This is a genomic window from Streptomyces sp. NPDC017890 (assembly GCF_044328675.1).
In the GTDB taxonomy this organism is placed as follows: Bacteria; Actinomycetota; Actinomycetes; order Streptomycetales; family Streptomycetaceae; genus Streptomyces.
In genome coordinates, this window is record NZ_JBIRHU010000013.1 from 16928 (window position 1) to 40841 (window position 23914).

Consider the following 23914-nt stretch of genomic DNA (forward strand, 5'->3'; position numbering starts at 1 on the left):
GACCCGTAGATCGATTGTGCCGCCCGGCCTTCCGGGCGGCACACTGCATACAACGCAAGTACCACGCACACTCCCGTAGAGAGCGGAGACAGGTAACTCATGGCCGCGAACAACCGCCGCATGTCCGGCAAGAAGGGCGCGCAGGTCGGCAGCGGCGGCAAGCGACGCCGGGGCCTGGAAGGCAAGGGGCCGACACCCCCCGCCGAGATGCGCAAGGGGCACGCCAAGCAGCGCGCCGCCAACGCGAAGGCACGCCGCGCCACAGGACGCGCGCCCCAGCGGCGCGGGGGCGGCCGGTCGACGTCCGAACTCGTCGTCGGCCGCAACCCCGTCTTCGAGGCGCTGCGCGACGGAGTGCCCGCCTCGACGCTCTACGTCCAGCAGTTCATCGACAACGACGAGCGGGTGCGCGAGGCGCTCCAGCTCGCGGCCGAACGCGGCGGCATCAACCTCATGGAGGCGCCGCGACCCGAGCTCGACCGGATGACCAACGGGCTCAACCACCAGGGGCTCGTCCTCCAGGTCCCGCCGTACGAGTACGCGCACCCCGAGGACCTGGTCGCCGCCGCCCACGACGAGGGCGCGGACCCGCTGATCGTCGCCCTCGACGGAGTGACCGACCCGCGCAACCTGGGCGCCGTCGTCCGCTCCGTCTCCGCCTTCGGCGGCCACGGCGTCGTCGTGCCCGAGCGGCGCGCGGCCGGCATGACGGCGGGCGCCTGGAAGTCGTCCGCCGGCACGGCCGCCCGTACGCCGGTGGCCCGCGCCACCAACCTCACTAGGGCGCTGGAGTCCTACCAGAAGGCCGGCGTCACGGTCGTGGGCCTCGCCGCCGACGGCGAGGCCGACCTGGGCGAGCTGGAGGCGCTGGCGGGACCGGTCGTCATCGTCGTCGGCAGCGAGGGCAAGGGCCTGTCGCGGCTGGTCGGCGAGACCTGCGACTACCGGGTGCGGATCCCGATGCCTGGGGGTGCGGAGTCCCTGAACGCCGGTGTGGCGGCGGGGATCGTGCTGTACGAGGCGGCGCGTCGGCGGGTCTGACGCGGGGCAGGGGTGCGGTGACCGCCGGTCGGAGGCCGGCGCAGCCGTGTGAAGCCGCGCAGCGTGCGAGTGCGGCAGAGGGATGGGGCCGCCGGTGTGGCGGCGGGGATCGTGCTGTACGAGGCGGCGCGGCGGCGCAGCTGAGTGAGTGGCGGCGCGCCGAGCGGGGAACGGACGTTCGGCGCGGTCGCCCGCACGGGGTGTTCCGGGCCCCCCGGACAAGCTTGACGCGGTCCGGACAGATCAGGGCGGTCAAGGCAGTGTCCTAACGTCACGTCACTCGGTTAGATGAGTGTGGACACCAGAACACCCCGCACACCCACGGGGGACCGCTCGTCGGGAATCGACGACGCTCCCGCGCTGAGCATGGTGAAGGTGCCGAGCGATCCGGCCCAGGTCATCGTCAATCACGCGAGCTTCCGCGTGCAGCTCGGTGCCTCCGCGCGGCGGACCCTGTCCCCGCGGATCGCGCGGCACTTGAGCGCCACCCAGGACGCCGCCCGGATGCCCCGCGCGGGCACCGCGGGGCCCGCCGCCCCGGCAGCCCCGCGCCGCCGCGCCGTCGTCTGGAGCGGACGGTCCGACCCGGACGACACCGGCGCCCACCGGCTGCTCCAGGCGGTGCGGGCCGGAGCCGGTCACCACTCCGACGACCAGGCCGCCGACGCCGGAGCCACCCGGGTCATCTCCCGGGACGGATTCGACGAGGGCGCCCCGGGCTACGACGGCTACGACGACGGCCCCGCCACCCAGACCATCGAGACCCCACTCGTCGGCGCCCAGCGCGGCCCCGCCCCCGACGGCACCCGGCTGCTGCCCGCCATGCGCACCGTCGGCAGCGCCTACGACGAACCCGCCTACACCGGCGAGGACTTCGACGCCGCCCCCGGCCACGACGGCTACGACGAGTACGACGAGTACGACGACGGCTACGAGGACGACCCGGACCCGGCCGGACCACGCAGCAGGCGCCACTCCGACGACCCGGCGCGGCACGCCTACTTCCCCGGCCGCCGCATGAACCTCGGCGTCGTGCTGCTGCCGCTGCGCGTCTTCCTCGGCTTCATCTCCATCTACGCCGGCATGGGCAAGCTCTGCGACCCCGTCTACTTCGACGGCGGCGAGCGCGGCTCCATGGTCAAGTGGCTCAACACCCTGCACCCGTGGGACGTCGCCGAGCCGCTGCGTCAGTTCGCCCTCGCCCACCCCGTCGGCGCCGGACTCGTCATCGCCTTCCTCCAGGTGATCGTGGGCGTCCTGACCGTCCTGGGCTGCTGGCAGCGCGTCGGCGCCGTCATCGGCGCGGGCCTGTCCGCGGCACTCCTCGTCACCGTCAGCTGGAAGAGCGTCCCCGTCTACGACGCGCCCGACATCATCTACCTCGCCGCCTGGTCGCCGCTGATCATCGCCGGCGCCCCCGTCTACTCCGTGGACGGCCGGCTCGCCGGCAGCGCCTGGCGCCGACTCGGCCCCCGCGCCGACATCTGGGACCTGCGCCGCTACGTCCTGCGCCGCGGCGCCCTCGTCACCTTCCTCGTCGCCGGCATCACCCTCCTCGTCGGCTCGCTGCTCGGCGGTGCCGTCCGGGACGCCGACCGCGTGGTCGTCCCCGGGCCCGGCGAGTCCCCGCGCAACGAACTGCCCGGCACCCCGCTCCCGCAGGAGCCCGGCACCCGGAAGCCGAAGACCTCTCCGGAGGCCTCCGCCTCACCCACCCAGGACGCCACCAGCGGCTCGGACACGCCCTCCACGGGCGCCGCGACCACTCCCGGAGCGACCCGCGACAGCGGCACCGCCACCGGCGGCGGCACCCCCAGCCAGACCCAGGGCACCACGGGCCAGGCCCCGCCGCGGCAGTCCTCCCCGGCCCGCGAGGCGCCGAGCACCACGTCGGGACCGACCTCCGGCGGCACCACGACCGGCGGCGGCAGCGGCTCGACCGGCGGCACCGGAAGCGGCAGCGACGACGGCGGCGGCTCCTCCTCCACCGGAGAGCCGGGCAAGGGCCTCGTGGGCGGCCTCCTGGGCTAGCCCACAGGGCACGGGCGCGCACGCTGCCGTACCTACGCCGAAGGGGCCCCGCACGGATGGTCGTGCGGGGCCCCTTCGGCGTAGGTACGGGCGGCGGTCGGGGTGCTCAGCGGCCGCGCAGGGCCGCCAGCTCGCGTGCCGCCTCCGTCAGGTCCTTCGCGGTGTCGATCGCGCGCCAGTAGGAGCCCTGCGGGATCGGGAAACCGGCCAGTCGGCGCTCACGGGCCAGGCGGGGGAACGTCGTGCGTTCGTGGTCGCCGCGCTCCGGGAGCATCGCGGCGAAGGCGGGAGAGAAGACGTAGACACCGGCGTTGATCTCGAAGGTCGACGGCGGTGCCTCGATGAAGTCGGTGATGTGACCGAAGCCGTCCGTCTGCACAGCGCCCCACGGCAGCCGCGGGCGGGCCAGGGAGAGGGTCGCGACGGCGTCCCGCTCGGCGTGGAAGTCGGCCATGTCACGCAGCGAGAAACGGGTCCAGATGTCGCCGTTCGTGGCGTACCAGGGCCGGTCCGGGTGCGGAAGGTGCGCGGCGGCGTACTTGAGACCGCCGCCGCGGCCCAGCGGCTCGGTCTCGACCACGGTGGTGACGGAGAGCGGCAGGTCCGCGGTCTCCAGCCACTTCTGCAGCACCTCGGCCAGATGGCCGCAGGAGACCACGACGTCCGTCACGCCCTCCTCGGCGAGCCAGGCGAGCTGGTGGCCGATGATCGGAGTCCCCGTGCCCGGGATCTCGACCATCGGCTTGGGCCGGTCGTCGGTGTAGGGGCGCAGCCGGGAACCCTGTCCGCCGGCCAGGACGACGGCTTGAACGGGGCGGCGGGACGCGGCGTTCGGATCGGTCATGCCCGCACTGTACGCGGCGCCCCGCCGGCCCCCGAAGGGTGTCCGGCCGGCTCGGTCGTCCCGGCCGCCCGAGCCGGCCCGGTGTCTCAGCTGTGCGCGGCCAGGACGCCCGAGGCGAAGGCGGTGTCGCAGACGGGGCGCGCGTACGACTGGGCGCGCGTCGGACCGTAGACCTTGACCGCGGCGCGGCCGAGGGAGCGGGCGATGGACGCGCAGTGGCCGCCCAGCGACGGGCGCTCGTCCACGGCCTGCTGGAGGTGGGTGAGGGCGACGCCCGGGTCCTCCTCCTGCAGCTCGGTCAGCAGCCGGTCGCGCAGCACCTCGTGCGGTGCGCGGGCGGCGGCCCGGGTGGAGGCCTTCGAGGAGGCCTCCGACGCGGCGAGCACCGAGTCCGCGGGATCCCCCGACCAGTTGACTCGGGTGACCGCGAGAGTCCCGGAGAGCACCAGGACGACGGGCAGGACGAAGGCGAGAGAGCGGCCGATCCGGTGGGCGGGGCCCCGGCCGCGTCGCGTCTGTCGGGTGGTGGAGTGCTTCACGGAGTGCTTCACGCGAGTGAGGGTAGCGCCTGGTAATGATTTGGCGACATTTAGTCACCCGTTCAGGGGGTGGAGTGGAGGGGGGAAACGGGTAGGGCGTTGACGCTCACTGCTCGAAACGTCCGTTGTGCCGGGGTATTTGTCGACAACGGAAAGAGCCCCGCAGCAGGCCGCGGGGCTCTTTCCGTCAACGGGGGTGATTTCACCCGGCCGTGTGGTTTCCCGGTGTGTGGTTTCCCGGGGTGCGGGACCTCAGTCGGTGAGGCGCTCGCCCGTGGAGGACGAGAAGACGTGGCTCTCGCCCGGCCGCGGGACGACGTGCACGGTCGCGCCCTTCTCCGGCACCGCGCGGCTGCTGACGCGGACCACGAGGTCCTTGCTCTCGCCGCCGACCTCGACCGTGCCGTAGATGTAGCCGTCGGCGCCGGTCTCCTCCACGACGTTCACGGAGACCGCCATGCCCGCCGGGGCGTCGTCGGCCTCCTTCGACAGAGCCCTGGTCGCGCCGCCGTTCAGCTCCACCACGTCGAAGTGCTCGGGGCGGACGCCGACGGTGACCGTGCGGTCGCCCCGGTCGGCGGCGGCCGACAGGGCCTCGCGGCTGATCGGCACGACACTGTTGCCGAACTTCACGCCGCCGTCGGTGATCGGGACCTCGACCAGGTTCATGGCCGGGGAGCCGATGAAGCCGGCGACGAAGAGGTTCGCGGGCTTGTCGTACATGTTGCGCGGGCTGTCGACCTGCTGGAGCAGACCGTCCTTCAGGACCGCCACGCGGTCGCCCATCGTCATGGCCTCGACCTGGTCGTGGGTGACGTAGACGGTGGTGATGCCGAGGCGGCGCTGGAGCGACGCGATCTGCGTACGGGTGGAGACACGGAGCTTGGCGTCCAGGTTGGACAGCGGCTCGTCCATGAGGAACACCTGCGGCTCACGCACGATCGCGCGGCCCATCGCCACACGCTGGCGCTGACCACCGGAGAGGGCCTTCGGCTTGCGGTCCAGGTACTCGCTGAGGTCGAGGATCTTCGCGGCCTCCTCGACCTTCTGCCGGATCTCCGTCTTGTTGACGCCCGCGATCTTGAGCGCGAAGCCCATGTTGTCGGCGACCGTCATGTGCGGGTAGAGCGCGTAGTTCTGGAACACCATGGCGATGTCCCGGTCCTTCGGCGGCAGGTGCGTGACGTCGCGGTCACCGATGCGGATGGCGCCGCCGTTGACGTCCTCGAGCCCCGCGAGCATGCGGAGCGAGGTGGACTTGCCACAACCGGAAGGGCCGACCAGGACGAGGAACTCGCCGTCCGCGATGTCGATGTCGAGACCGTCGACGGCGGGCTTCGTGGAACCCGGGTAGACGCGGGTCGCCTTGTCGAACGTAACAGTGGCCATGGTGAATGGGCCCCCTTCTACCGGCAGGAACGTGCCGGACGATCCGTTGTAGGAAGGTGGTGTGGTGTAGTCCACACAGGTGAAGCTGGGCAGGACGGTACCTGGCGTTCACCTGGTCTGTCAGTACCTGTGGGCCTGTGAACTTCGCCAAAATTTTCGAACCCCATCGTTCACCGGCTCTGTGTACAGTGGAGCAGCCTCTGCGCGGGCCACCGCGCGAGTGCCTCCTTAGCTCAGCTGGTCAGAGCGCCGCTCTTGTAAAGCGAAGGTCGTCGGTTCGAATCCGACAGGGGGCTCAAAGCGAAACGGCTCCCTGACTTTCGAAAGTCAGGGAGCCGTTGGTGTTTCCGGTGCGGTCAGGTGCGGTTCGCGCTGGACCGGCCGAAGAACTCGATCTCCGCGATGGCCACCTGCTTGTTGGCGGAGGCCGCGTGGGCCGACTCGATGGTGAAGCGGACCTTGGTGACCTCACCGACGCGGAAGGGGCGCCGCTGGCCGCCGGGGCCCTGGTCCAGGGTGATGTCGCGGGTCGTGGTCTTGCCGTCCTTCGTCGTGATCGTCGCCTTGACCCGGTGCGGCAACGCGGACGCGTTGAGCTTGTCGGGCTTGGTGGAGGTGCCCGGGGTGATGATCAGGTCCAGCAGGCGGGTCGGCTCGGTGAAGCTGACCTCGATCCACTGGCCCTGGCCGGACTCCGAGATGCCCGGGCCCCACCAGGTGTTGCTGAGCTTGTCGATGAGGAGTTCCGGCTTGTGGCCGGTGAAGGACCGCGAGGCCGTGATCCGGTCCGGGGAGACCGGGGCGCGCTTGGCGAAGTGGTCGCGGGTGGCCTGGACGCCGTCGGGGATGTAGACGAAGCCGAGGACCGCCAGGGTGATCACGACGAGGACGGTGATCCAGGTGCCGATGCGGTCGAAGACGCGGCGCAGGCGGGGGCGGTCGCCCGCCCAGGGGGTCTCGCTGCGCCGGCCGCCGAAGAGGCGGCGCCACCAGGGGGCGGGCGCGGTGGAGGCTTCGCCGGTGCCGGTCAGGGGCATCGCGCAGCGCACGCAGTAGTGGCGGTCCGGGCGGTTGGGGGTGGAACACCAGGGGCACGGCGGTCCGTTGGCGATGTCCGGCTGGTGGCCCGGGGCGCGGACCTGCGGCCGGTCGGCGTCGGGGCGGCCGGGCAGGACCGGGGCGACCGTGGGGGGCGGGGTCGGGCCCTGGGCCTCCGGTTCGGCGACGGGGACGAGGAGGGAACGGGCGCGGTCGGACATCGTGTCGGTGAGGGCGTTCGGGGGCGGGGCGGACGCCATGGGGGTGGTGGGGGCGGTCTCGTCGACGCCCGGGGTGCGGGGAGGGGCGGATGCGGGGGCGGGGGCGCCGCCCGTTCCGGTGGACCCCGTCGGTCCGGTGGTGCCCCGGGCCCCGGCGGCGGCTCCTGCGGCACCGGCGGCTCCTGCGGCACCGGCGGCGTCCCACGCCCTGTCCCCGCCGCGGCGCCCCGCGTCGGTCCCGGCCGGCCCGTCGGGTCCGGTCGCGTCCGCCGGGTGGCGCGGGTTGGGTACCCGGGGTGTCTCCGCGGTGTCGTCGTCGTCCGGTCCGCCGGTGGCGGGCGCCGGGCGGTCGTGCCGGGCGGGCGGCACCCCCGTGCCGCCGGGGCCGGGGCGGGAGAAGGCGTCCCAGCCGGGGTTCTGGTCGGCCGAGGAGGCCGCGGGCTGCGTGGTGCGGGCGCCGGGCTGGTCCCAGCGGAGTACGGCGCCGCACGCGTCACAGAAGGACTGGCCCGGTTCCGCGCGGGTTCCGCATTCGGCGCAGTTCTGCGTGGTCATCTCTCCGGGGTCCTTTCGGAGGCGGTCACTTCGACCGTGTAGGGCATGTGAGCGGGGCGGGCGGCGGCGACGAGGGCGTCCAGGCGATGGGTGTCGGCCGGGGTCGGGTCGGGCAGCCGGAGGGCGACGTGCAGACGGGGGCGGGGCCTGCCGGGGAACGGGCCGAGGGGGCGGGCGTTCCATTCGGCGCCGCCGCTCTCGGTGATGTCGGGTTCGACGCCGAACGCGAGCAGTACGGCCTCGGACAGGCCCTGCCGGGTGCCGCGTACGCGGTGCAGCCGGGCGGCTGCGGCGACGGCGGCGCGCAGCCGGTCCTCGGGTTCGGTGCCGTCGGTCTCGGCGCCGACCCAGGTGCCGAGCCACTGGGCGAAGTCGGCCGGGGTGAGGGCGGGGTCGAAGTAGGTGTCCAAGCAGTCCAGGACGTTCAGGATGGGGGCGATGACGTCGTCGAGTCCGCCGACGAACCGCTGGGCCAGGTCGTCGTCGGCGAAGACGGCCGGGAGCATGCTGCCGATGGGCAGCGAGGAGCCGAGTCCGTCGACGGAACCCCGGTACGTCGTGGCCGTCACGCGCCGTCCCCGATCACTCGGACGCGGTGGTCGAAGGAGAAGACCAGCGAGGGCGGCTGCAGGTCGATGCGGTCGGTGGGGTCGCCGCGCTTGCCGGTGAGGGGGTCGGCGGGGTGCAGGACGACCTCGTCGACGAGTTCGACGCCGGGCACGCGCTGGAGCACGGCGAAGACCTCGCCGGTCTGCACGGGGCGTCCGAAGGGCCAGCCCTTGCCGTCGGCGCCGCCGGTGAGCGGGTCGAGGTGGCGGTAGAGGGCGTCGTGGGTCTGGCGGCGTACGCGGTCGGCGTCGACGCCGCGGAAGGCGTGGACGGTGGCGACGACGGTGACGCCCTGGTAGTAGGGCGGGCCGACGGCGAGGCGGGTGCCGATGAGGCGGCGTTCGTCGAGGTGGCGGGTGATGCGGCTCAGGAGGGCGTCGCCGGGGACGAGCTGTTCGAAGCGAAGCCGGCCGCCGGGGTCGGGGACGGCCTGGGGGACGACGAGGACGCGGACGGCGTGGGCGCCGTATTCGTTCTCCTCGCCCTCCAGACAGGTGATGCGGGCGGTCTCGGGGGCGGCGCGGCGGGCGAGTTCCTCGTAGTCGCGCAGGGTGACGGCGCGTTCCTGGGCGCGCAGCGTGATCGGCGCCCGGAGCTTCGCCTCCTCGACGGTCTCGCCGTCCACGCCGCCGCGGGCGGCCTCGCGGTTGACGACCTCGGAGACGTACGGGATGGAGGTGCGCAGCACCTGTACGGCGCCGCGGGCCACGTTGCCGGCCCTGCCCCCGCCGGTGCGGTAGCGGCGGGCGCGGATGACGGCGCCCTTGGGGGCGACGGCGCCGTACTGGCGCAGCGTGCCGTCGGCCTCGCGGACGGCGGGGCCGAAGGCGATCTCGCCGATGGCGGCGTCGAGGGTGACGTGGTGGTCGTCGGGGTGGGAGGCCGCGAAGTGCGGGACGACCTGCCAGTCCTGCCAGCCGTCGTCGTCGGCGGCGGTCTGGAGGAGGACGGGCGGGTCGTCGGCGACGACGGGGGCGTGCTGAAGCCTCAGGCGCTGGCCGGGCAGGCCGGTGGACTCGCCGAGGGCCTCGTCGTACACGGTCTCGGCGTGGACGGTGCCGGTGGTGCCGCCGATGGTGTAGGCCTCGGCGGAGCGGATGGTCGGCGAGGTGGTGTAGAAGGGCTGGCCGGGCAGCGGTTCGGTGACGCGGCAGCGGATCCAGCCGGCCTCGTGGCCGCCGTTGCGGGACAGGACGTGGCCGCCGGGGACGTGCAGCACGATGTCGCCGGGGCGGTTGAGGCCGCCGGTGCCGTCGCGGTCGACCTCGCAGGGCTGCCAGCCGTCCTCGGTCCAGGCCTCCCAGACCAGCGGCGGCTGGCGGGGGTCGACGCCGACGCCGTCGACGCGGCTGTCGAGTTCGAGGGCGAGCGCGCAGTGCGGAGTGGCGGCGGTGAGGCCGATGAGCATGCAGTCGCCGGGGCCGGGCGCCTCGGCGAAGCACATGACGTCCTTGCCCTCGGCGAGGTCCGTGGTGCGGTCGGTGACGGCCTCGCCGCGGTACTGCACCACCAGGTGACCGAGCGTGCACGGGACGACGTTCAGGTCGCGCTCGGTGGCGAACACGACGGCCTCGTCGCGTTCGGTGCGCAGCGTGGCGACCTCGGTGCCGACCGGCACCAGGATCGTGTCCTCCTGCGGCGCGGACAGCCAGAAGGTGACGTCCGTGCGGGCGGCGGAGGGCGGGAAGAGGGTGATGCCGACCAGGTCGAGGAAGGCGAGGTGGTTCTTCTCCGGCACGCGGTTGAGGCGGTAGACGATCTGGTCGGCCATGTGGGCGAGCGTCTCGACGAGCGTGACGCCGGGGTCGGAGACGTTGTGGTCGGTCCACTCCGGGGCGCGCTGCTGGATGTAACGCTTGGCGTCGTCGACGAACTGCTGGAAACGCCGGTCGTCGAGGTTGGGGGAGGGCAGGGGCATCAGCGGTCGCTTTCGGGAGAGCCCGGGAGGCCGGCGGGAGCGCCGGGGAGGTCCGGCTCGTCGTGGGACGGAATGACGTAGAACGGGAAGACGAGGCTGCGCGGGTTGTTGGTGCCGCGGATCGAGTAGCGGACGTCGATGTAGAGGACGTTCTGGCCCTCGCCGGTGGAGACCTCGACGTCGTGGACCTCGATGCGCGGTTCCCAGCGGTCCAGGCTGACGTGCACCTCGTGCTGGATGCGGCCGGCGGTCTGCTCGTTGACCGGGGCGAAGACCAGGTCGTGGATGGCGCAGCCGAACTCGGGCCGCATCGGCCGCTCGCCGGGGGCGGTGGCGAGGATGAGCCGCATGGCCTCCTCCACCTCCTGCTCGCCGCTGACGAGGGCGATCCCGCCGGTGGGCCCGATGCGCATGGGGAACGCCCAGCCGGAGCCGACGAACTGTTCGGCCATCAGGGAGCCACCTGCCTTCTTCTTCCTGTGCTTGCCGCGGACCCGGCGCGCCGGTGCGGTTGTCGGGTCGTGCGGGTCGTGCGGGTCGTGCGGGTCGTGCGGGTCGTGCCTGTCGTGCGGGTTGTGCCGGTCGTGCCTGTCGTGCCGGTCATGCCGGTCATGCCGGGAGGGGGTACTTGATGGTGTTGACGAAGACGGCACCCATGAGGTCGACCTTGATGGCCTTGATGTTCACGTTGGCCACGGAGGTGACCGTCACCATCCCGGTGGCGGTGATCGAGGCGGCGCCGGCCGCCGACATCAGCAGGGCCCCCGTCGCACTCACGTTGACCGTGCCGGCCATCGACTTGAGGTTGACCAGGCCCCGCCCCTGGAGGAGGAGCGGCCCGCCGCTCTTCACCGTCACCGACCGGCGTCCTTCCAGGGTGAGGTCCGTGCCCGCCTCCACCGACACCGAGCGGCTGCCGGTGATGCTGACGGATCCCTTGCTGTCGACGGTGATCTCGGTCTTGGTGCGGTCGAGGTTGATGGTCAGCTTGTCGTTGCCGCTGGCGATCCTCACGCCCTGCTTGCGCCCGCCGGTCCGCTGGCTGAGCAGGTCGACGCGGTTGCCCTGACGGTCGGACAGGGTGTGCCGGGTGGCCTGCTTCTTCAGGCCGTCGTGCAGGGGCACGTCGTTCACCTTGGTCGGCAGGTCCCGGCCGTTGTAGAGCCCGCCGATCACGAACGGGTGGTCGAGGGCGCCCCGGTCGAAGGCGACCAGCACCTCGTCGCCGACGTCCATGGGGAAGACGCCGCCGCCGCCCGTGCCGCCCATCTGCACGCTGCGCGCCCAGTCGCTGACGTAGGTGTCGTCCAGCCACGGGAACTGCAGCTTGACCCTGCCCTGCTTGAGGGGGTCCTGCACGTCGGTGACGATGGCGTTGGCGACGCTGGGCAGCCGGGCGGCGCTCGCGGGGTCGGCGCCGCCGCTGCCGCCCGAGGCCAGGCCGTACAGGGAACGCCACTGGCGTCCGCTGACGTTGATCCAGGACTCGTAGGCCTTGCCGTCGCCGAAGTGGTGGCGTACCGAGGTGACGGTGTACTTGCCCTCGAAGGGCTTGCCGACGTCGCTGAGCGCGACCGGCACGCCGGGCCGCAGGTCGGGGCTGCCGTAGACGGCGACCTCCAGCTCGGCGAAGGAGGACGTGACGTCGGCGGCGAGGGCCTTCGCGGCGTGCCGGACCTCGTCCTGCTTGTCGTAGGGGTTGGCGGTCTCGACGAGCTTGGCGGCCTTGAACTTGCCGGCGGCCTCCCCGGGCGTGGAGCCGATGGTGATGCCCGGGTCGGTCGTGGCGGGCGCTATCTCGGTGATCTTCTTCTTGGTGGTGACGTTCCAGCCGCGCGACTCGACCTTGCCGACCTGGTCGGCGGCGGTGACCGCGGCGCGCAGCCGCAGGATGTCGTGGCCGGCCTGGAGCACGAAGGCGCTCTGGTCACCCTTGGTGTTCGGGGAGGGCGCGCCGGAGGACGGGTTCGCCGTGACGAACCGGAACTTCCCCTTGGCGTCCACGTACATCACGACGTTGTTCTCGTCGGCGAGCCGTGAGAGGAAGTCCCAGTCGGTGACGTTGGACTGGCTGATGAACCCGTACATGCCCTTCGTCGGCTGGATCCTGCCGATGGACACGCCGTCCATCGCGGCGAGTTTGCGGGCGATGTCGGAGGCCTTCTGGTTGCGGTACGCGGCCACGCGGCGCTGGCGCATCATGCGGTGCCCGAAGTCGTAGCCGCGGATCACGGTGAAGCTGCCGGCGCCGTCGTAGTCGGCCTCCATAGCGGTGACCTCGCCGGTCAGCAGCGGCTTGCCGACGCCCTGGCCGTCGGCGACCGGCGTGATGACCACCCTGGTGCCGAACTTCACCGCCAGCTTGTCGAGGACCAGGTGGTAGGGGTCGCGGAAGGTGAGCCGGAAGGCCGCGGGCACGCCGACGCCCTGGTCGACCCAGCCCTCGACGAGCATCGGTGCGATGTCGTCGGGCAGCTTCGCGGAGCCGATCCGCACCTCGACGATGCTGGAGAACGCGGGACGCACCATCAGTGAGGCACCTCCTCGGCGGCCGGCAGGATGAGTTCGGTGCCGGTCGTCAGGCGGGAGGGGTCGTCGATGCCGTTGGCCTCGGCGATCGCCCGCCAGGAGTTGGCGCTGCCGTACTCGCGCCAGGCCAGCGACTGGAGCGAGTCGCCGGCGACGACCCGGTGCACGCGCTGCGCGGTGAGCGCGCCGGAGGTCGGGTTCTGCCCGCGGGTCGGGCCGGGGATCTCGACCAGATGCACCTGGCAGGTGGCGCGGATGGGGACGCCGGTGGTGCTGAAGAGCGTGTACGACGCCTCGACGGACGCCACGTAGGCGGTGAACCGGGCCGTGGAGAACGACCCCCATTCGAAGACCACCCAGGGCGGCGACGGCTGCTTGTTGCCAAGGCTCTGGGTGGTCACCTCGCAGCAGGCCAGCAGGGACTCGACCTTCTTCAGCACCGTGTTGCCGGTGGGCTTCATGGACGAGTCCAGGAAGATCTCCAGGGTCATCTCCCGCGGCTCGGCGCCCATGAACTGCGGCTTCGCCGCCTTGCGCACGGCCGCCGTCGGCGTCGCCTTCCACTGGGTCCGCTGGGTGAGGGCCAGCTGGGCCGGGTTGAACTCGAAGGCGAACCTCCCTTTCAGCGCACCGGGTGTGGTGGTCGTGCCGGTGGGGGGCTCGTGGATCGCGAGGTTGGCGCGTACGAGGCTCTTGCCGGCGCCCTTGCTGCCTTTGGCCATGGGTCTTCCTCTCTGCTCTGTGGCGCCGTCAGTCCGTGAACCCGTGGTGGGCGATCTCCAGGACCTCCGTGGCCACGGCCGGGCTGTTGGGGTCGAGGCTGGGCCCTTGCCAGCTGACGGGCAGTACGTCGATCAGCCCCCAGCGGGCGACCAGCGACCCGTCCGCGCGCAACGCCGAGATCTGCGCGGTGGGCCGGTTGATCCCGGTCTGGATGGAGGAGATCCACTTGGCGACCTTCGCCGTCTCCGGGGTGAGGGGGCGGGTCAGCCGGATGTTGGAGAAGGAGACCCGGGTGGGCAGCTGCCACACGAACCCGTTGTTGCCGCCCTCCTGGCGCTGCTCGATCTCCACCTGGGTCGACAGGCCGTCGCACCCGTTCCAGTAGCCGAGGCTCTCGCCGTCGATGGTGAGGGTGAACCAGATCGTGGAGCCCGGATCCTGGCGGGGCATCGGGGGTGGGCCTTTCTGTCGGGTGCCGTGGCGGCTCGGCTGGCGTCGGCGTCGGCGGCGGGGGCCGGTCGGGGGGTCGCCGGTCGGGAGGGGACCGGTCAGCGGGGATCGCGGAGTCTGCCGATCCGTTCGCGGTCCATCCGCAGTTCGGTGCGGACGAGGCGGGTGACGCGGCCGATGATCCGGTGCACCAGCTCGTCGAGCTGGAAGTCGGTCAGTTCGCGCGGGTCGAACCCGCCGTCCGGGACCGCCGTGTACGCGGGCGGCGGGTCGGCCGGTGCCGCGCCCGAGGAGGCGGCGACGGCCGTGTGCGGGGGCGGGCCGCCGGGCGGGGACGCGCTGTACGCGGGCGGCGGGTCGGCCGGGGGGCCGGACGGCGGGTCGGCGGGCGGCGTGTGCTGCGAGGACGCCGAGTGCCGGAAGCGGCCGAGGCTCGCGGCCACGGTGGACGCCGCCGCCGCGGCGAGGGCGCCGGTGGTGCGGCCGCGGCCGAACACGCGCTGTACGGGGAGCTCCGACGCGGCCTGCGCGGGCGCCGCCGCCGGTGCGCCGGCGGCGGGGAGTGGGACGGGCGTCGCCGGCCGGGGCGGAGTGAGGGGAGCCACGGGGAGCGCGGTCCGGGTGGCGGTGGCGCCGGGAGGCGTGGGCCGGCGCAGGGGTACGGCGGCCCTGGCGGACGTGGGCTGGGTGGCGTGGGCGCGCTGCACCGGGGGTGCGGGGAGTGCGGGGGGCGCGGGGGTGGGGCCAGCGGGGGTGGGGGAGGGCGGCGCGAGGGGCGGCGCGACAGCGGCCGCTCCGGGGAACGCCGGGGGTGTCGAGGCCGTGGCGGGGGAGAGCGGTGTGGGCACGGGGGGCGGCGCCGAGGGGGCGGTCGCGGCGGTGGCCCTCTGGACCGGCGGGGGCGTGCGTCCCTCGGTGCGGGGGGCGTTGGAGGCCGGGGCCGGGGAGCGGGCTGTCAGCGGCGCGGTGCCGGCCGGTGCCTTGGGGAGGGGAGCGCCGAGCGGGGAACGGCGAGGGGCCGGGGCGGCCGGTGCCGGGGCGGGGGCGGGGGATGCCTGCGGGGTGGCCGGAGGGCCCGTGTCCGGGCGTACGGCGGTGACCGGCCTGGAGGTGGGGGCGCCGAGGCCGGGTCGGGGCGCCGTGGCGCTGCGCTGCACCGGGCGTGCCGGGGCGGGGGTGGCCGCCTTCTCGGTGAGGGGTACGGCGGCCGGTCCGACCGGTCCGGCCGACTCGGTGGGCCCCGGGAGGGACCGTTGGACGAGGGGCGGTGCGGAAGTGACGGGCAGGACTGGCGGGGCGGACGGGGCGGGGGCGACCTGGGTGTCGCGGTGAGCGGCGGGCGTCGGCCCGGCGTCGGGTGTGTTCGGCGCTGGCGCCGGCCGGTCCGTGGCGCGCTGCACCGGGGGCGGCGCCGTGCGAGAGGTGACGGCGGCGGGGCCGACGGGGCCGCCGGGTGACCGCGGTGCCGTGCCGGGTATCCCCGGGTCGGGAGCGTTGGGGGCGGGGCGGGCCGGCGCGGGCTGCGGTGACTTCGGCAGGCCGGGGGCTGCCGCCTGCCGCTGGACCGGCGGCTGCGCGCCGCTTCGGTCCGAGGGCTGCGTGCCGCTTCGGTCCGAGGGCTGTGTGCCGCTTCGGTCCGAGGGCTGTGTGCCGCTTCGGTCCGAGGGCTGCGTGCCGGTCGGGGCGACGGGACGGCCGGTGGCCGCGGTGGGACGGTTCGCCGACGCGGGAGGCGTCGCGGACCTCTGTACTCCGGCCGTCCCGATGGTGCCGCCGGACGGAGTGGTTCCGCGGGCGCCCGGGTGATGTCCCTGCCCCGTGTGGCCGCCTGACGGCAGGTCGGTGCCGGCCGGCCGGGACGCGGTGGGCCGTCCTTCGCCGCCGCCGCTGCCGGATCCCCGCGCGGGTGTGGTCCCTGCCACGGCGCGTTGTACCGGCGGGGTTCCGGGTGCCGTACCGGTCCGGGGGGCGTCGCCGCGGCTGTCGTCGCGTGTGCCGGGGGCCGCGGTGGCGCGGTCGGTGCGGGCGGCCGCCCGCTGCACCGGGGCGCCGGTCGACGCGCCGCCGTCGGGCGCGGACGCCGCTCGCACGGCGGGGGCGGCGGGCTGGTCGCGCGGGGGCACGGACCGTTGGACGGGTGCGCCGGCCGCGCTGTCGCCGACCGGGGTGGCTTTTGACGAGGATGACGGTGACGCTGAGGGTGTCGCCGCGCTGCCGGTGCGCGGGGTGCCGCCGTCGGTCCGGGACGCCGCCCGATGCACCGGGAGGCCGGTCGTGCCGCTGTCGGCCGGGGTGGCCGGGGTGGCCGGGGTGGCCGTCCGGCCGGTGGTGGGACCGGCCTTGGGCGCGGGGGCGGGTGCGGGTGCGGGTGCGGAGGTGGCGCCGGTGGAGGGCTGGGACGCCGTCCGCTGTACCGGAAGGTCGCCCGCCGCGCCGCCCTGTGCGGGGCCGGGCTGCGGCACGGCGCGTTGCACGGGCGTGCCGGTCGTCGTGTCGTTCCCGGGTGCGGACGCCGCCCGGTTGCCGGACCGGGAGGCGGTGGGCCCGGGGTTGGCGCGGGTGGCGGCGGGCGCGGGGTTGGCGCGGGTGGCGGTATCCGGGCCGGGGTGTCGCGGCGCCGCCCGCTGCACGGGGGCGCCGGGTGCCGTGGCCTCCGGCGGGGTGGCCCGGCGCTCGCCGGTGGGAGCGGCCCCGTGGGAGGGACCGGTGCGGGTGGTCGGCGTCGTGCCCGACCGCGGTACGGCACGCTGGGCCGGAGCAGCGGGGGTCGCGTCGCTGCCTGCCGCGGGAGCCGTCGGCTTGCCGGTCCGCGGTACGGCGCGTTGTACGGGTGTGCTGGGTGCCGGGGTGTCGCCCGGGGTGGGTGAGGTCCGGGTGCCGGGTCGCGGCACCGCTCGCTGGGCCGGCGTACCGGTCGAAGCGCCGTCGCCGGAAGCGGCCGGTGCGGGGGAGCCGCCCCGGGCACCGGCGGCGGGTGCGGCACCGGGGCCGTGCACCGCTCGCTGTACCGGAAGGCCGGCCGAGGCGTCGCGGCCCGATGAGGGCGCCGCCGGGGCGTCGGTTGCCGTCGGCGCGGCTGTCCCGTCGCCGGACGGGCGGCTCGGGGAGGTGCCCCGGGGGTGTGCCGAGCCGGGGTCCCCGCGGTCGCCGTCCGACGACGACGCTGCCGAGGGGGAGGGCCCGGCGTCCGACGTCCGGCGGGTCGCGGGCAGGGCCCGGCGCTGCACGGCCGACGGCCCGGACGGGGCCTTGGTCAGAGGGTTCCGGGGACGGGGCGGGGCGGGCGGTACCGGCGTCACGCGGACGCCGCGGGGCGCCCTGGGCGCCGGTGCGCCCGCCGAAGCCGCCGATGACGCCGAAGCCACCGACGACGCCGGCCCGGCGGAGTGCGACCGCTGCACCGGCGTCGCCGCGACGGCGGTCGCCGGTGCGGGTGCGGTGGCCGGGCCCGTCCGCGTACCCGGTGCGGAAGCCGTGGGCGCGGGCGTGGGCGACGAGGTCGTCCCGGATATCGCCCGCAGCGGTGCGACCGGCATCCGCTGTACCGCGGGCGCGCCGGGCGGGGACACCGACGGCAGCGGCTGCGCGGGACGTTCGGGACCCGCCGGGCGGGCCGGCGTGCCCAGGGCGCCCGACAGCATGCTGTCGCCCGCCGCCGGGTTCAGCACCCCGGGGGACGGGGTCCCCGTGAACGACGGGTTCTGCCACGTGGGCAGCCGCCCGCCGAACCCGGCGTCGGCGACGCCCGCGGGTGACGCGCCCGTCGCCCGCTGGATCGGCGGCAGGCCCGTCCAGGCGGCGACGGCCACGGGCGACGCGGGGTCGGGCGTACGTGCCGTACTCCCGGCCCCGTCCGGGCCCGCGGCCTCGGCAGGGGGCGTGCCCTGCCCTTCGCCGATGCCGTCACGGCGTCCCCGCAGCCGGTCCAGGAATCCCACCGATCAGCCCTCCGCCGTGCCACGCGTCACGAGCGACGCGATCTGGTCCGTGTACCGGCGGCGGTCCTGGTGTTCCAGGTCCAGGATCGCCTCCAGGCTCCAGTGGAAGTGGTAGGCGACGTACGCGATCTCCTCGTGCAGCCGGTCGGTCGCGTACGTCACGATTCCCCCAGGCGGCTCCCGCCGAGTTCCACCTCGAAAGGCTCCGTGCAGTGCGGGCACTGCACGGCCGCGCGGGTGTGGCCCTCCGCGTTGATCTGGCGGTAGAAGTCCTGGAGGAACGCCAGGTCGGAGGCGAACATGTTCTCCACGATCCCGTCGTGCACCATCGCCAGCGTGCCCAGCCGGGTGATGACCCGGCCGAGCAGCACCACCGACAGGTACGCCGGGTTCTCCTGCACCCGCACGTCGCGCAGCGGGATCAGCTCGTCCCGTGCCGTCGACAGGCGCATCACACCGTCCCGGTGGACCGTGCCCGAGTCGTCGACGTACCCGCGCGGCAGCTCGAAGGGGAACTCGGTCCGCAACTGCTGCCGCGGGGCCACGTCGACGGGCGGGCCGGCCGGAGGACCGGCCGGTGTCTCCGCCGGAGCGGCGGCGGGAGCCGAACGGGGGAAGTCCGCTCCCGCCGCCGCGTTCTGGGGGGCCGGGGCTGACGCCCCGGCAGCCGAACGACGCATTACTCGATGACCAGCTCTTCGAAGACGATGGTCACGGTCTCGGTGAGCTGCGAGGCCTCGCCGGCCTTCAGCGCACTGGCGTCGATCTTGCTGCACCAGGCGTTGCGCATGTTGTAACGCTTCACCGGGTTGCTCTGGTAATCCATCATGATGATGGAGGCGTTCTTACGCGCCGTGCTCATCTGACCGGCGATCGAGTCGTTGATCCACGACGTGAACGCCGGGGACTGGGTCATGCCGCGCACGACGGTGCACTGGCCGTCCTTCGTCGTACCCGGCAGAAGGGCGACCTCCAGGCTGCCCTGCGGCGTGTTCTGGTAGGTCTTGATGACGTCCTGCTCGATGGAGATGCCGTTGACCTCGGAGAGGTACTCGACCATCACACCGTCGATCTGGAGGCCGAAATTATGTGAAGTAAGGGAGTCACCCTGGGCGGGATTCACGTGTTCTCTGTCCTTCTATGCTTCTTGACGATGGCGTACGAGGTGACGTACCGGGGCCACGACGCAGGCGGACGGCCTACTCCTCCAGCTCCCCGCTGCCGCTGGAGAACTGGGCCAGCCGGAAGATCACGAACTCGGCGGGCTTGACCGGGGAGATACCGATCTCGCAGACCACGCGGCCGACGTCCACCGACTCCGGCGGGTTGGTCTCCTCGTCGCACTTGACGTAGTACGCCTCCTCGGGCCGGGAGCCGAACAGGGCACCGCTGCGCCACTCGTTGACCAGGAACGCGGAGACGTTGCGCCGGATACGCGCCCAGAGGTTGTGGTCGTTCGGCTCGAACACCACCCACTGGGTGCCGAGCAGGATCGACTCCTCCAGGTAGTTGAAGTACCGGCGGATGTTCAGGTAGCGCCAGGCCGGGTCGGAGGAGAGGGTGCGGGCGCCCCAGACGCGGATGCCGCGGCCGGGGAAGGAGCGGATGCAGTTCACGCCGATCGGGTTGAGCAGGTCCTGCTCGCCGCGGGTGATCTGGAGTTCGAGGTCGACGGCGCCGCGGACGACCTCGTTGGCGGGGGCCTTGTGCACGCCGCGCTCGGAGTCGTTGCGGGCCCAGATGCCGGCGATGTGACCGCTCGGCGGGACCAGCCGGGACTGGCCGCTGGCCGGGTCGAAGGACTTGATCCAGGGGTAGTACATGGCCGCGTACTTGGAGTCGTAACCGGCCGTCTCCTGGCGCCAGACGCGGATCTGACGGGCGTTCTGGCTGGGCGGCGGGTCGATGATGGCGACGCGGTCGCCCATCAGCTCGCAGTGGGCGATGAGACCGAGCTGGACGGCCTTGACGGCCTCCATGTCGATCGCGCCGCGCTGGTAGGCGGCCATCAGGTCGGGAACCGCGACCATGGAGATCTCGTCGATGGCCTCCAGGCCGCCGAAGCCGGTGCGGTCCGCGGAGTCACCGAGGTACTGGGCCGGTCCGGGGTGCCCGGCGCTGCGGTCCTGCCCGGCCGGTACGGCGGGGGCCGCGGCCGGCGGCGCGGGCAGCGTCAGGGTCTGGTTCTCCGGGCGGGCCAGCTGCGCGGACGGCGCGGCCTCCGTCACGGTGATGAGCTTGGAACGCTCCTTGACCTGCGTGACGACGTAGGAGCGGTTGCCCTTCTTGGCGCTCACGTCGAACGTCTCGACCGGCTTGTCGCCGTCCTTGACGATCAGCTTGAAGCGCTCGGCGGGGCCCTCGCCCTCGGGGTCGGCGACCTCGACGGACAGTGGGCCGCTCTGGCCGGCGGCGGTGGCCGTCACGGCGAACGTGCCGAGCTGCCTGGGCTCGGCGGCGGGCAGCGCGGCCGGTGCGGCGGCGCCCGACACGGCGGCGGGAGCGGAGCCCGCGTCCAGGGAGTCGCCGGCCGCGTCCTCGGCCGAGCCGCCGACCCGGACGACGTAGGCGGCGGACCCGCCGTTGTTGAAGAACCCGTAGACGGAGTGCGCGAGGTAGTACCCGCCGGTGAAGTCACCGAAGGCCGCGACGTACTGCGTCCAGTTGGTCACCAGCGTGGGCTCGTTCAGCGGGCCGGTGGGCGCGAGCCCGACGAAGGCTGCCACCGACGTGCCCACTCCCTCGATCGGGCGCGAGCCGCTGGCCACCTCCTCGACGTAGACGCCGGGCGACAGGTAGGACGGCATGCTCTGCTCTCCTCGGGGTACGAGACAGGACGCCCCTCAGCCTCACGCGCGCGTTGCCGTCATCGAAACGTCCCCGGGTGCCGGAGTGGGGGCATTCCCGCTGCCCCGGGTCGTGCCCGTTGGGGCAGACTCCTCGTCCTTCTCTGGTGGACGGCTGCGGTTTCTGGTTCAACAGCCAGTGTTGGCTGTCAGTTCGCCAGGATGCCATCTCCTGGCCATCTCCTGGCCACGTCCGGATCGCGGATCCGTCCGGCCGCAACGGGGTGCGGCGTCAGGTCGGAGCCCGGTCGGGGACGGCGCCGATGCGGGCGGGGAGACGGGCAGGGGTGCCGGCCGCCCGATGAGGGCCGCGGACCGGACCGACCCCACAGGAGGAGCTACCGATGTTGGACCGCCCGCACGGGAATCAGGCTCGGCGCGCTGCCGATCCGGCTCGGCGCCTCCCTCAAAGGCCGCAGTCCGCCCTGGCCTCCTTGCAGGCCACGGCGGGGAACAGAGCCGTGGCCGCGGTGATACAGCGCGCGTCCGCCGCCCCGGCCCTGGAGGAGGACGCCGCGACGGCGGAGCGGCGGCGGCGGGCGGACCTGGCGGCCGCGGCGGCCGAGAAGCGCCGGCAGTCGCAAGGAGCGGCTCCGGCGGAGGAACAGCGGCCGCAGGCGGACGAGGCGATGGCGGAGCGGCGTCAACGGGCGGACCGGGCGGCCGACGCGGCGGAGAAGCGCCGGCCGCAGGCAGGGGAGGCCGCGGCGGAGCAGAGCCGGCAGCCGGAAGCGGTGGGCGCGGCGGAGCAGAGCCGGCAGCCGGAAGCGGTGGGCGCGGCGGAGCAGAGCCGGCAGCCGGAAGCGGTGGGCGCGGCGGAGGGCCGGCAGCGAAGTGGGGCACAGGGCCTGTTCGCCGCCCGGGACAAGCTGAAGGAGGCCAACGAGAAGCTCAGACAGATCCTCGGTACCTCCAAGGCCGACAAGTCCAAGAAGGTCCTCGACGTGCCCGACACGATGGCCACCCGCATCAACGCCCCGGTGGAGGGGGGCGTCCGGTCGCAGGGCCTGGCCACGGGGAACACCGGCCAGGTGGAGGCCAGCGCGGTCCAGGGGCAGGTCGGTGCCGGAATCAACCTCGCGACCGACTCCCTGGGACTCTTCAACGACCTGCGTGCGCTGGCCGCCGCGTTCAAGGACCGCAAGGGCACGGGCCCGGAGTCCCACAAGCCGAGGAAGGACCTGAACGGCAAGCCCCTCGGCGCGGCGCAGAACGCCGCCATGGTCGTCGGGGACGTCGGCAGTGTGGGGAACGCCGCGGCGAGGAACGCCGGCCAGCTGAGCGGGGTGACCGCTCTCGCGGAGATGACCGGCGGCGCCACCGTGTTCTTCTCCGCGCTGATCGCCACCCGTGATGCCGCCGCCATCTGGAAGACCTACAACAAGGACCGCGAACTCAGGAGCACCGTCGAGGCGGCCCCCGGCGGGGCACCGGACACCACGGCGCGGCTCCAGGACGTACTCGACCGGCTGGGGCAGGCGCAGGAGGCGCTGGACCGGGTGAAGGCCCAGCCGCCGCGCCACCTGCTCGACTTCGCGGTGAAGAGGGACGAGGACCTCAGGAAGTACGTCCGGCAGGTCAACGGCTTCACCGGGCAACTGCACGCCCACCTCGCCGAAGTGGGCCGGTACGCCCGGCACAAGCAGCACACCAAACTGGGCAAGCGCGTCGCCAACCTGGGAGGGAACTCGGTGCGTACCGCCGGTGGCAGCCTGGCGATCGCGGGCGCCGCCGGAGCGGTCAGCGGCCCGGCCGCGCCCGCCGTGGCCGGCGTGGCAGCGGCCCTCCTGCTCGGCAACGCCGTCTACAAGGGGTCCAGGGCGGGCAGCAACCGGTACGAGGAGGCGCGGCACCCCGACAGGTGGGCCCGGCCCACGCTGGCCCAGGGTGAGACGGAGATGCCCGGGGCGTCCTCGGCCGAAGGCGTCGGACGGCGCGACGCGTTGAAGGAGTTCTTCAAGGTGACGAAATCCGTCAAGCAGGGCCAGCGCCACCACATGGCGCAGAAGCTGTACGCGCTCGCGGCCGGACCGGACGTCCCCGTGGGCAGAAACGTGCCCGCCGAGATCCGTACACCGGCACGTGCGCTGCTCGTGGTCCTCAAGGCCGGCCCGGTCCAGCACAAGCTGCCGCAGAAGGAGTGGGAGGAGTCGCTCAACAAGCCCGAGCTGCAGGGCGCCTGGGAGAAGGAGATCACCAACCAGCTCTCCTCCGCCTGAGTCACCACCGCCGTCGCTGCCCCTCTTGCTGCCCCCGCGGACCTGCCGGGGAACGGGGCACACCGGTAAGGCTGGGTGGCCAACCGTCAGGTGTGGAGGGGAGCATGGTGCGCGCGTACGAGGAAGCCGCCGGCGAGAAGGCCGCGAGGACCGGTCCGGCCCCGCGCCGGGCGGTGACCGCGCCCCTCGGCGCGAGAGGCGGACCGATGACCCCCGCGACGGCCCTGGCACTCCAGCGCTCCGTCGGCAACCGGGTCGTCTCCCGCCTCGTCGACCAGGACGAGCACGTGCACGGCGCCGGCTGCGGGCACGGCGGCGTCGAGGACAGCAGCCCGGCGGGCCAGCGCCGGCTCCTGGACGCGGCCCTGGCCACTCCGAGCCGTCCGCTCTCCGGATCGCTGCTCTCCGAGGCGGGGGCGTTCTACCAGAACGACCTCTCGCCCGCCCGCATCCACGACAACCCGACGGCCCAGCGCGCGACCGTGGCCCTGGGCGCGCAGGCCATGACGGTCGGTACCCACGTCTTCCTCGGGCCGCAGGCGGCCGGCCGGAAGGACCTCATCGGCCACGAGCTGGGCCACGTCGACAAGAACCTCCGGGGCAACCGCGAGACCGGCAACAACAACGGCGCCGGAGTCACCGTGACCGACCCGGGCCAGGATTCCGAGCGGACGGCGGCGGCCGACGGCGCGGCCTTCGCGGCGGGGGCGCAGACCGCACCGTCCGTCGTCGCCCAGCGAGCGGCCACGGACCACGCGGACGACGTGGAGTAGCCCCGACCGCCGCACGAGCGGGCGTGCCGGGCAACAGGGTTTGCCCGCACGGCTCCTGACCACGCGACAGAACACACGTAGCGTCTCCGCGTGACCCTATGGACCTCCCTGGAGCCCGCGTCCGCCACCGTCGACCCCGGCAGCAGCACCTCCGTGCGCCTGAGGGTGCGTAATACCGGTGATGTCGTCGATGAGTACCGGTTCGAGCCGGTGGGGGATGTGGCGCCCTGGACGGTGGTGGAGCCGCAGAC

The 23914-nt window shown here is 73.7% G+C and carries 19 protein-coding genes and 1 tRNA gene; 5 read left to right on the forward strand and 15 right to left on the reverse strand.

The window, feature by feature from the left end:
- The first annotated feature begins 99 nt into the window (after positions 1 to 99).
- Entirely contained in the window at positions 100 to 1041 is a 942-nt protein-coding gene (gene rlmB / locus ACH4F2_RS18400) for a 23S rRNA (guanosine(2251)-2'-O)-methyltransferase RlmB (RefSeq protein WP_398133747.1), read from the forward strand.
- A gap of 288 nt (positions 1042 to 1329) precedes the next feature.
- Entirely contained in the window at positions 1330 to 3072 is a 1743-nt protein-coding gene (locus ACH4F2_RS18405; protein WP_398133748.1) for a DoxX family membrane protein, read from the forward strand.
- A gap of 106 nt (positions 3073 to 3178) precedes the next feature.
- Here the strand turns inward: ACH4F2_RS18405 and ACH4F2_RS18410 are convergent, their stop codons facing one another.
- From ACH4F2_RS18410 to msiK, 3 genes are all read right to left on the reverse strand, one after another.
- Entirely contained in the window at positions 3179 to 3916 is a 738-nt protein-coding gene (locus tag ACH4F2_RS18410) for an NDP-sugar synthase (protein ID WP_398133749.1), read from the reverse strand.
- 86 nt (positions 3917 to 4002) lie between these two features.
- Complete coding sequence (locus ACH4F2_RS18415) at positions 4003 to 4455, reverse strand: hypothetical protein (RefSeq protein WP_398133916.1); 453 nt, start codon at positions 4453 to 4455, stop codon at positions 4003 to 4005.
- Between the two features lie 252 nt (positions 4456 to 4707).
- The gene (msiK, locus tag ACH4F2_RS18420) at positions 4708 to 5844 is read right to left on the reverse strand and encodes a diacetylchitobiose ABC transporter ATP-binding protein MsiK (RefSeq protein WP_398133750.1); all 1137 of its coding nucleotides are present in this window, start codon (positions 5842 to 5844) and stop codon (positions 4708 to 4710) included.
- Between the two features lie 222 nt (positions 5845 to 6066).
- Here msiK and ACH4F2_RS18425 point away from each other — a divergent pair.
- A tRNA-Thr gene (locus ACH4F2_RS18425) sits at positions 6067 to 6140 on the forward strand.
- 60 nt (positions 6141 to 6200) lie between these two features.
- Here ACH4F2_RS18425 and ACH4F2_RS18430 read toward each other — a convergent pair.
- From ACH4F2_RS18430 to ACH4F2_RS18485, 12 genes are all read right to left on the reverse strand, one after another.
- Positions 6201 to 7658: an NADase-type glycan-binding domain-containing protein gene (locus ACH4F2_RS18430; protein WP_398133751.1), complete on the reverse strand. Its 1458-nt coding sequence runs from the start codon at positions 7656 to 7658 to the stop codon at positions 6201 to 6203.
- On the reverse strand, positions 7655 to 8164 hold the full coding sequence (locus tag ACH4F2_RS18435; RefSeq protein ID WP_398133917.1) for a phage tail protein: 510 nt from the start codon (positions 8162 to 8164) through the stop codon (positions 7655 to 7657). The genes ACH4F2_RS18430 and ACH4F2_RS18435 overlap by 4 nt, the downstream gene beginning before the upstream one ends.
- Positions 8165 to 8223: 59 nt before the next feature.
- The gene (locus ACH4F2_RS18440; RefSeq protein WP_398133752.1) at positions 8224 to 10185 is read right to left on the reverse strand and encodes a putative baseplate assembly protein; all 1962 of its coding nucleotides are present in this window, start codon (positions 10183 to 10185) and stop codon (positions 8224 to 8226) included.
- Positions 10185 to 10637 carry a GPW/gp25 family protein gene (locus tag ACH4F2_RS18445; RefSeq protein WP_398133753.1) on the reverse strand — a complete coding sequence of 151 codons (453 nt, stop codon included), beginning with the start codon at positions 10635 to 10637 and terminating at the stop codon, positions 10185 to 10187. The genes ACH4F2_RS18440 and ACH4F2_RS18445 overlap by 1 nt, the downstream gene beginning before the upstream one ends.
- Before the next feature lie 157 nt (positions 10638 to 10794).
- A complete protein-coding gene (locus ACH4F2_RS18450) occupies positions 10795 to 12714 on the reverse strand; it encodes a VgrG-related protein (RefSeq protein WP_398133754.1) in 1920 nt (639 codons plus the stop codon).
- Positions 12714 to 13436: a LysM peptidoglycan-binding domain-containing protein gene (locus ACH4F2_RS18455; protein WP_398133755.1), complete on the reverse strand. Its 723-nt coding sequence runs from the start codon at positions 13434 to 13436 to the stop codon at positions 12714 to 12716. The genes ACH4F2_RS18450 and ACH4F2_RS18455 overlap by 1 nt, the downstream gene beginning before the upstream one ends.
- A 28-nt stretch (positions 13437 to 13464) precedes the next feature.
- Positions 13465 to 13887, reverse strand: coding sequence for a phage tail protein (locus tag ACH4F2_RS18460; RefSeq protein WP_398133756.1), 423 nt, complete (start codon positions 13885 to 13887; stop codon positions 13465 to 13467).
- A gap of 98 nt (positions 13888 to 13985) precedes the next feature.
- Positions 13986 to 17825: a hypothetical protein gene (locus ACH4F2_RS18465; RefSeq protein ID WP_398133757.1), complete on the reverse strand. Its 3840-nt coding sequence runs from the start codon at positions 17823 to 17825 to the stop codon at positions 13986 to 13988.
- A 3-nt stretch (positions 17826 to 17828) separates the two neighbouring features.
- Entirely contained in the window at positions 17829 to 17987 is a 159-nt protein-coding gene (locus ACH4F2_RS18470; RefSeq protein WP_007450918.1) for a DUF6760 family protein, read from the reverse strand.
- On the reverse strand, positions 17984 to 18505 hold the full coding sequence (locus ACH4F2_RS18475; RefSeq protein WP_398133758.1) for a hypothetical protein: 522 nt from the start codon (positions 18503 to 18505) through the stop codon (positions 17984 to 17986). The genes ACH4F2_RS18470 and ACH4F2_RS18475 overlap by 4 nt, the downstream gene beginning before the upstream one ends.
- Positions 18505 to 18948 (reverse strand): phage tail protein, encoded by a 444-nt coding sequence (locus ACH4F2_RS18480; protein WP_398133759.1) that lies wholly within the window; start codon positions 18946 to 18948, stop codon positions 18505 to 18507. The genes ACH4F2_RS18475 and ACH4F2_RS18480 overlap by 1 nt, the downstream gene beginning before the upstream one ends.
- 76 nt (positions 18949 to 19024) lie before the next feature.
- On the reverse strand, positions 19025 to 20632 hold the full coding sequence (locus tag ACH4F2_RS18485) for a phage tail sheath subtilisin-like domain-containing protein (RefSeq protein ID WP_398133760.1): 1608 nt from the start codon (positions 20630 to 20632) through the stop codon (positions 19025 to 19027).
- Between the two features lie 500 nt (positions 20633 to 21132).
- Between ACH4F2_RS18485 and ACH4F2_RS18490 the strand changes: the two genes are divergently transcribed.
- Positions 21133 to 22890: a hypothetical protein gene (locus tag ACH4F2_RS18490; protein WP_398133761.1), complete on the forward strand. Its 1758-nt coding sequence runs from the start codon at positions 21133 to 21135 to the stop codon at positions 22888 to 22890.
- Positions 22891 to 22994: 104 nt separating this feature from the next.
- The gene (locus tag ACH4F2_RS18495) at positions 22995 to 23663 is read left to right on the forward strand and encodes a DUF4157 domain-containing protein (RefSeq protein WP_398133762.1); all 669 of its coding nucleotides are present in this window, start codon (positions 22995 to 22997) and stop codon (positions 23661 to 23663) included.
- Positions 23664 to 23914 lie beyond the last annotated feature (251 nt).

Coding starts and splice junctions, on each gene's coding strand:
- ACH4F2_RS18460 (WP_398133756.1), bottom strand. CDS start 13,887: ATGCCCCGCCAGGATCCGGGCTCCACGATCTGGTTCACCCTCACCATC.
- ACH4F2_RS18440 (WP_398133752.1), bottom strand. CDS start 10,185: ATGCCCCTGCCCTCCCCCAACCTCGACGACCGGCGTTTCCAGCAGTTC.
- msiK (WP_398133750.1), bottom strand. CDS start 5,844: ATGGCCACTGTTACGTTCGACAAGGCGACCCGCGTCTACCCGGGTTCC.
- ACH4F2_RS18430 (WP_398133751.1), bottom strand. CDS start 7,658: ATGACCACGCAGAACTGCGCCGAATGCGGAACCCGCGCGGAACCGGGC.
- ACH4F2_RS18445 (WP_398133753.1), bottom strand. CDS start 10,637: ATGGCCGAACAGTTCGTCGGCTCCGGCTGGGCGTTCCCCATGCGCATC.
- ACH4F2_RS18435 (WP_398133917.1), bottom strand. CDS start 8,164: ATGCTCCCGGCCGTCTTCGCCGACGACGACCTGGCCCAGCGGTTCGTC.
- ACH4F2_RS18455 (WP_398133755.1), bottom strand. CDS start 13,436: ATGGCCAAAGGCAGCAAGGGCGCCGGCAAGAGCCTCGTACGCGCCAAC.
- ACH4F2_RS18485 (WP_398133760.1), bottom strand. CDS start 20,632: ATGCCGTCCTACCTGTCGCCCGGCGTCTACGTCGAGGAGGTGGCCAGC.
- ACH4F2_RS18450 (WP_398133754.1), bottom strand. CDS start 12,714: ATGGTGCGTCCCGCGTTCTCCAGCATCGTCGAGGTGCGGATCGGCTCC.
- ACH4F2_RS18410 (WP_398133749.1), bottom strand. CDS start 3,916: ATGACCGATCCGAACGCCGCGTCCCGCCGCCCCGTTCAAGCCGTCGTC.
- ACH4F2_RS18475 (WP_398133758.1), bottom strand. CDS start 18,505: ATGCGTCGTTCGGCTGCCGGGGCGTCAGCCCCGGCCCCCCAGAACGCG.
- ACH4F2_RS18405 (WP_398133748.1), top strand. CDS start 1,330: ATGAGTGTGGACACCAGAACACCCCGCACACCCACGGGGGACCGCTCG.
- ACH4F2_RS18495 (WP_398133762.1), top strand. CDS start 22,995: ATGGTGCGCGCGTACGAGGAAGCCGCCGGCGAGAAGGCCGCGAGGACC.
- rlmB (WP_398133747.1), top strand. CDS start 100: ATGGCCGCGAACAACCGCCGCATGTCCGGCAAGAAGGGCGCGCAGGTC.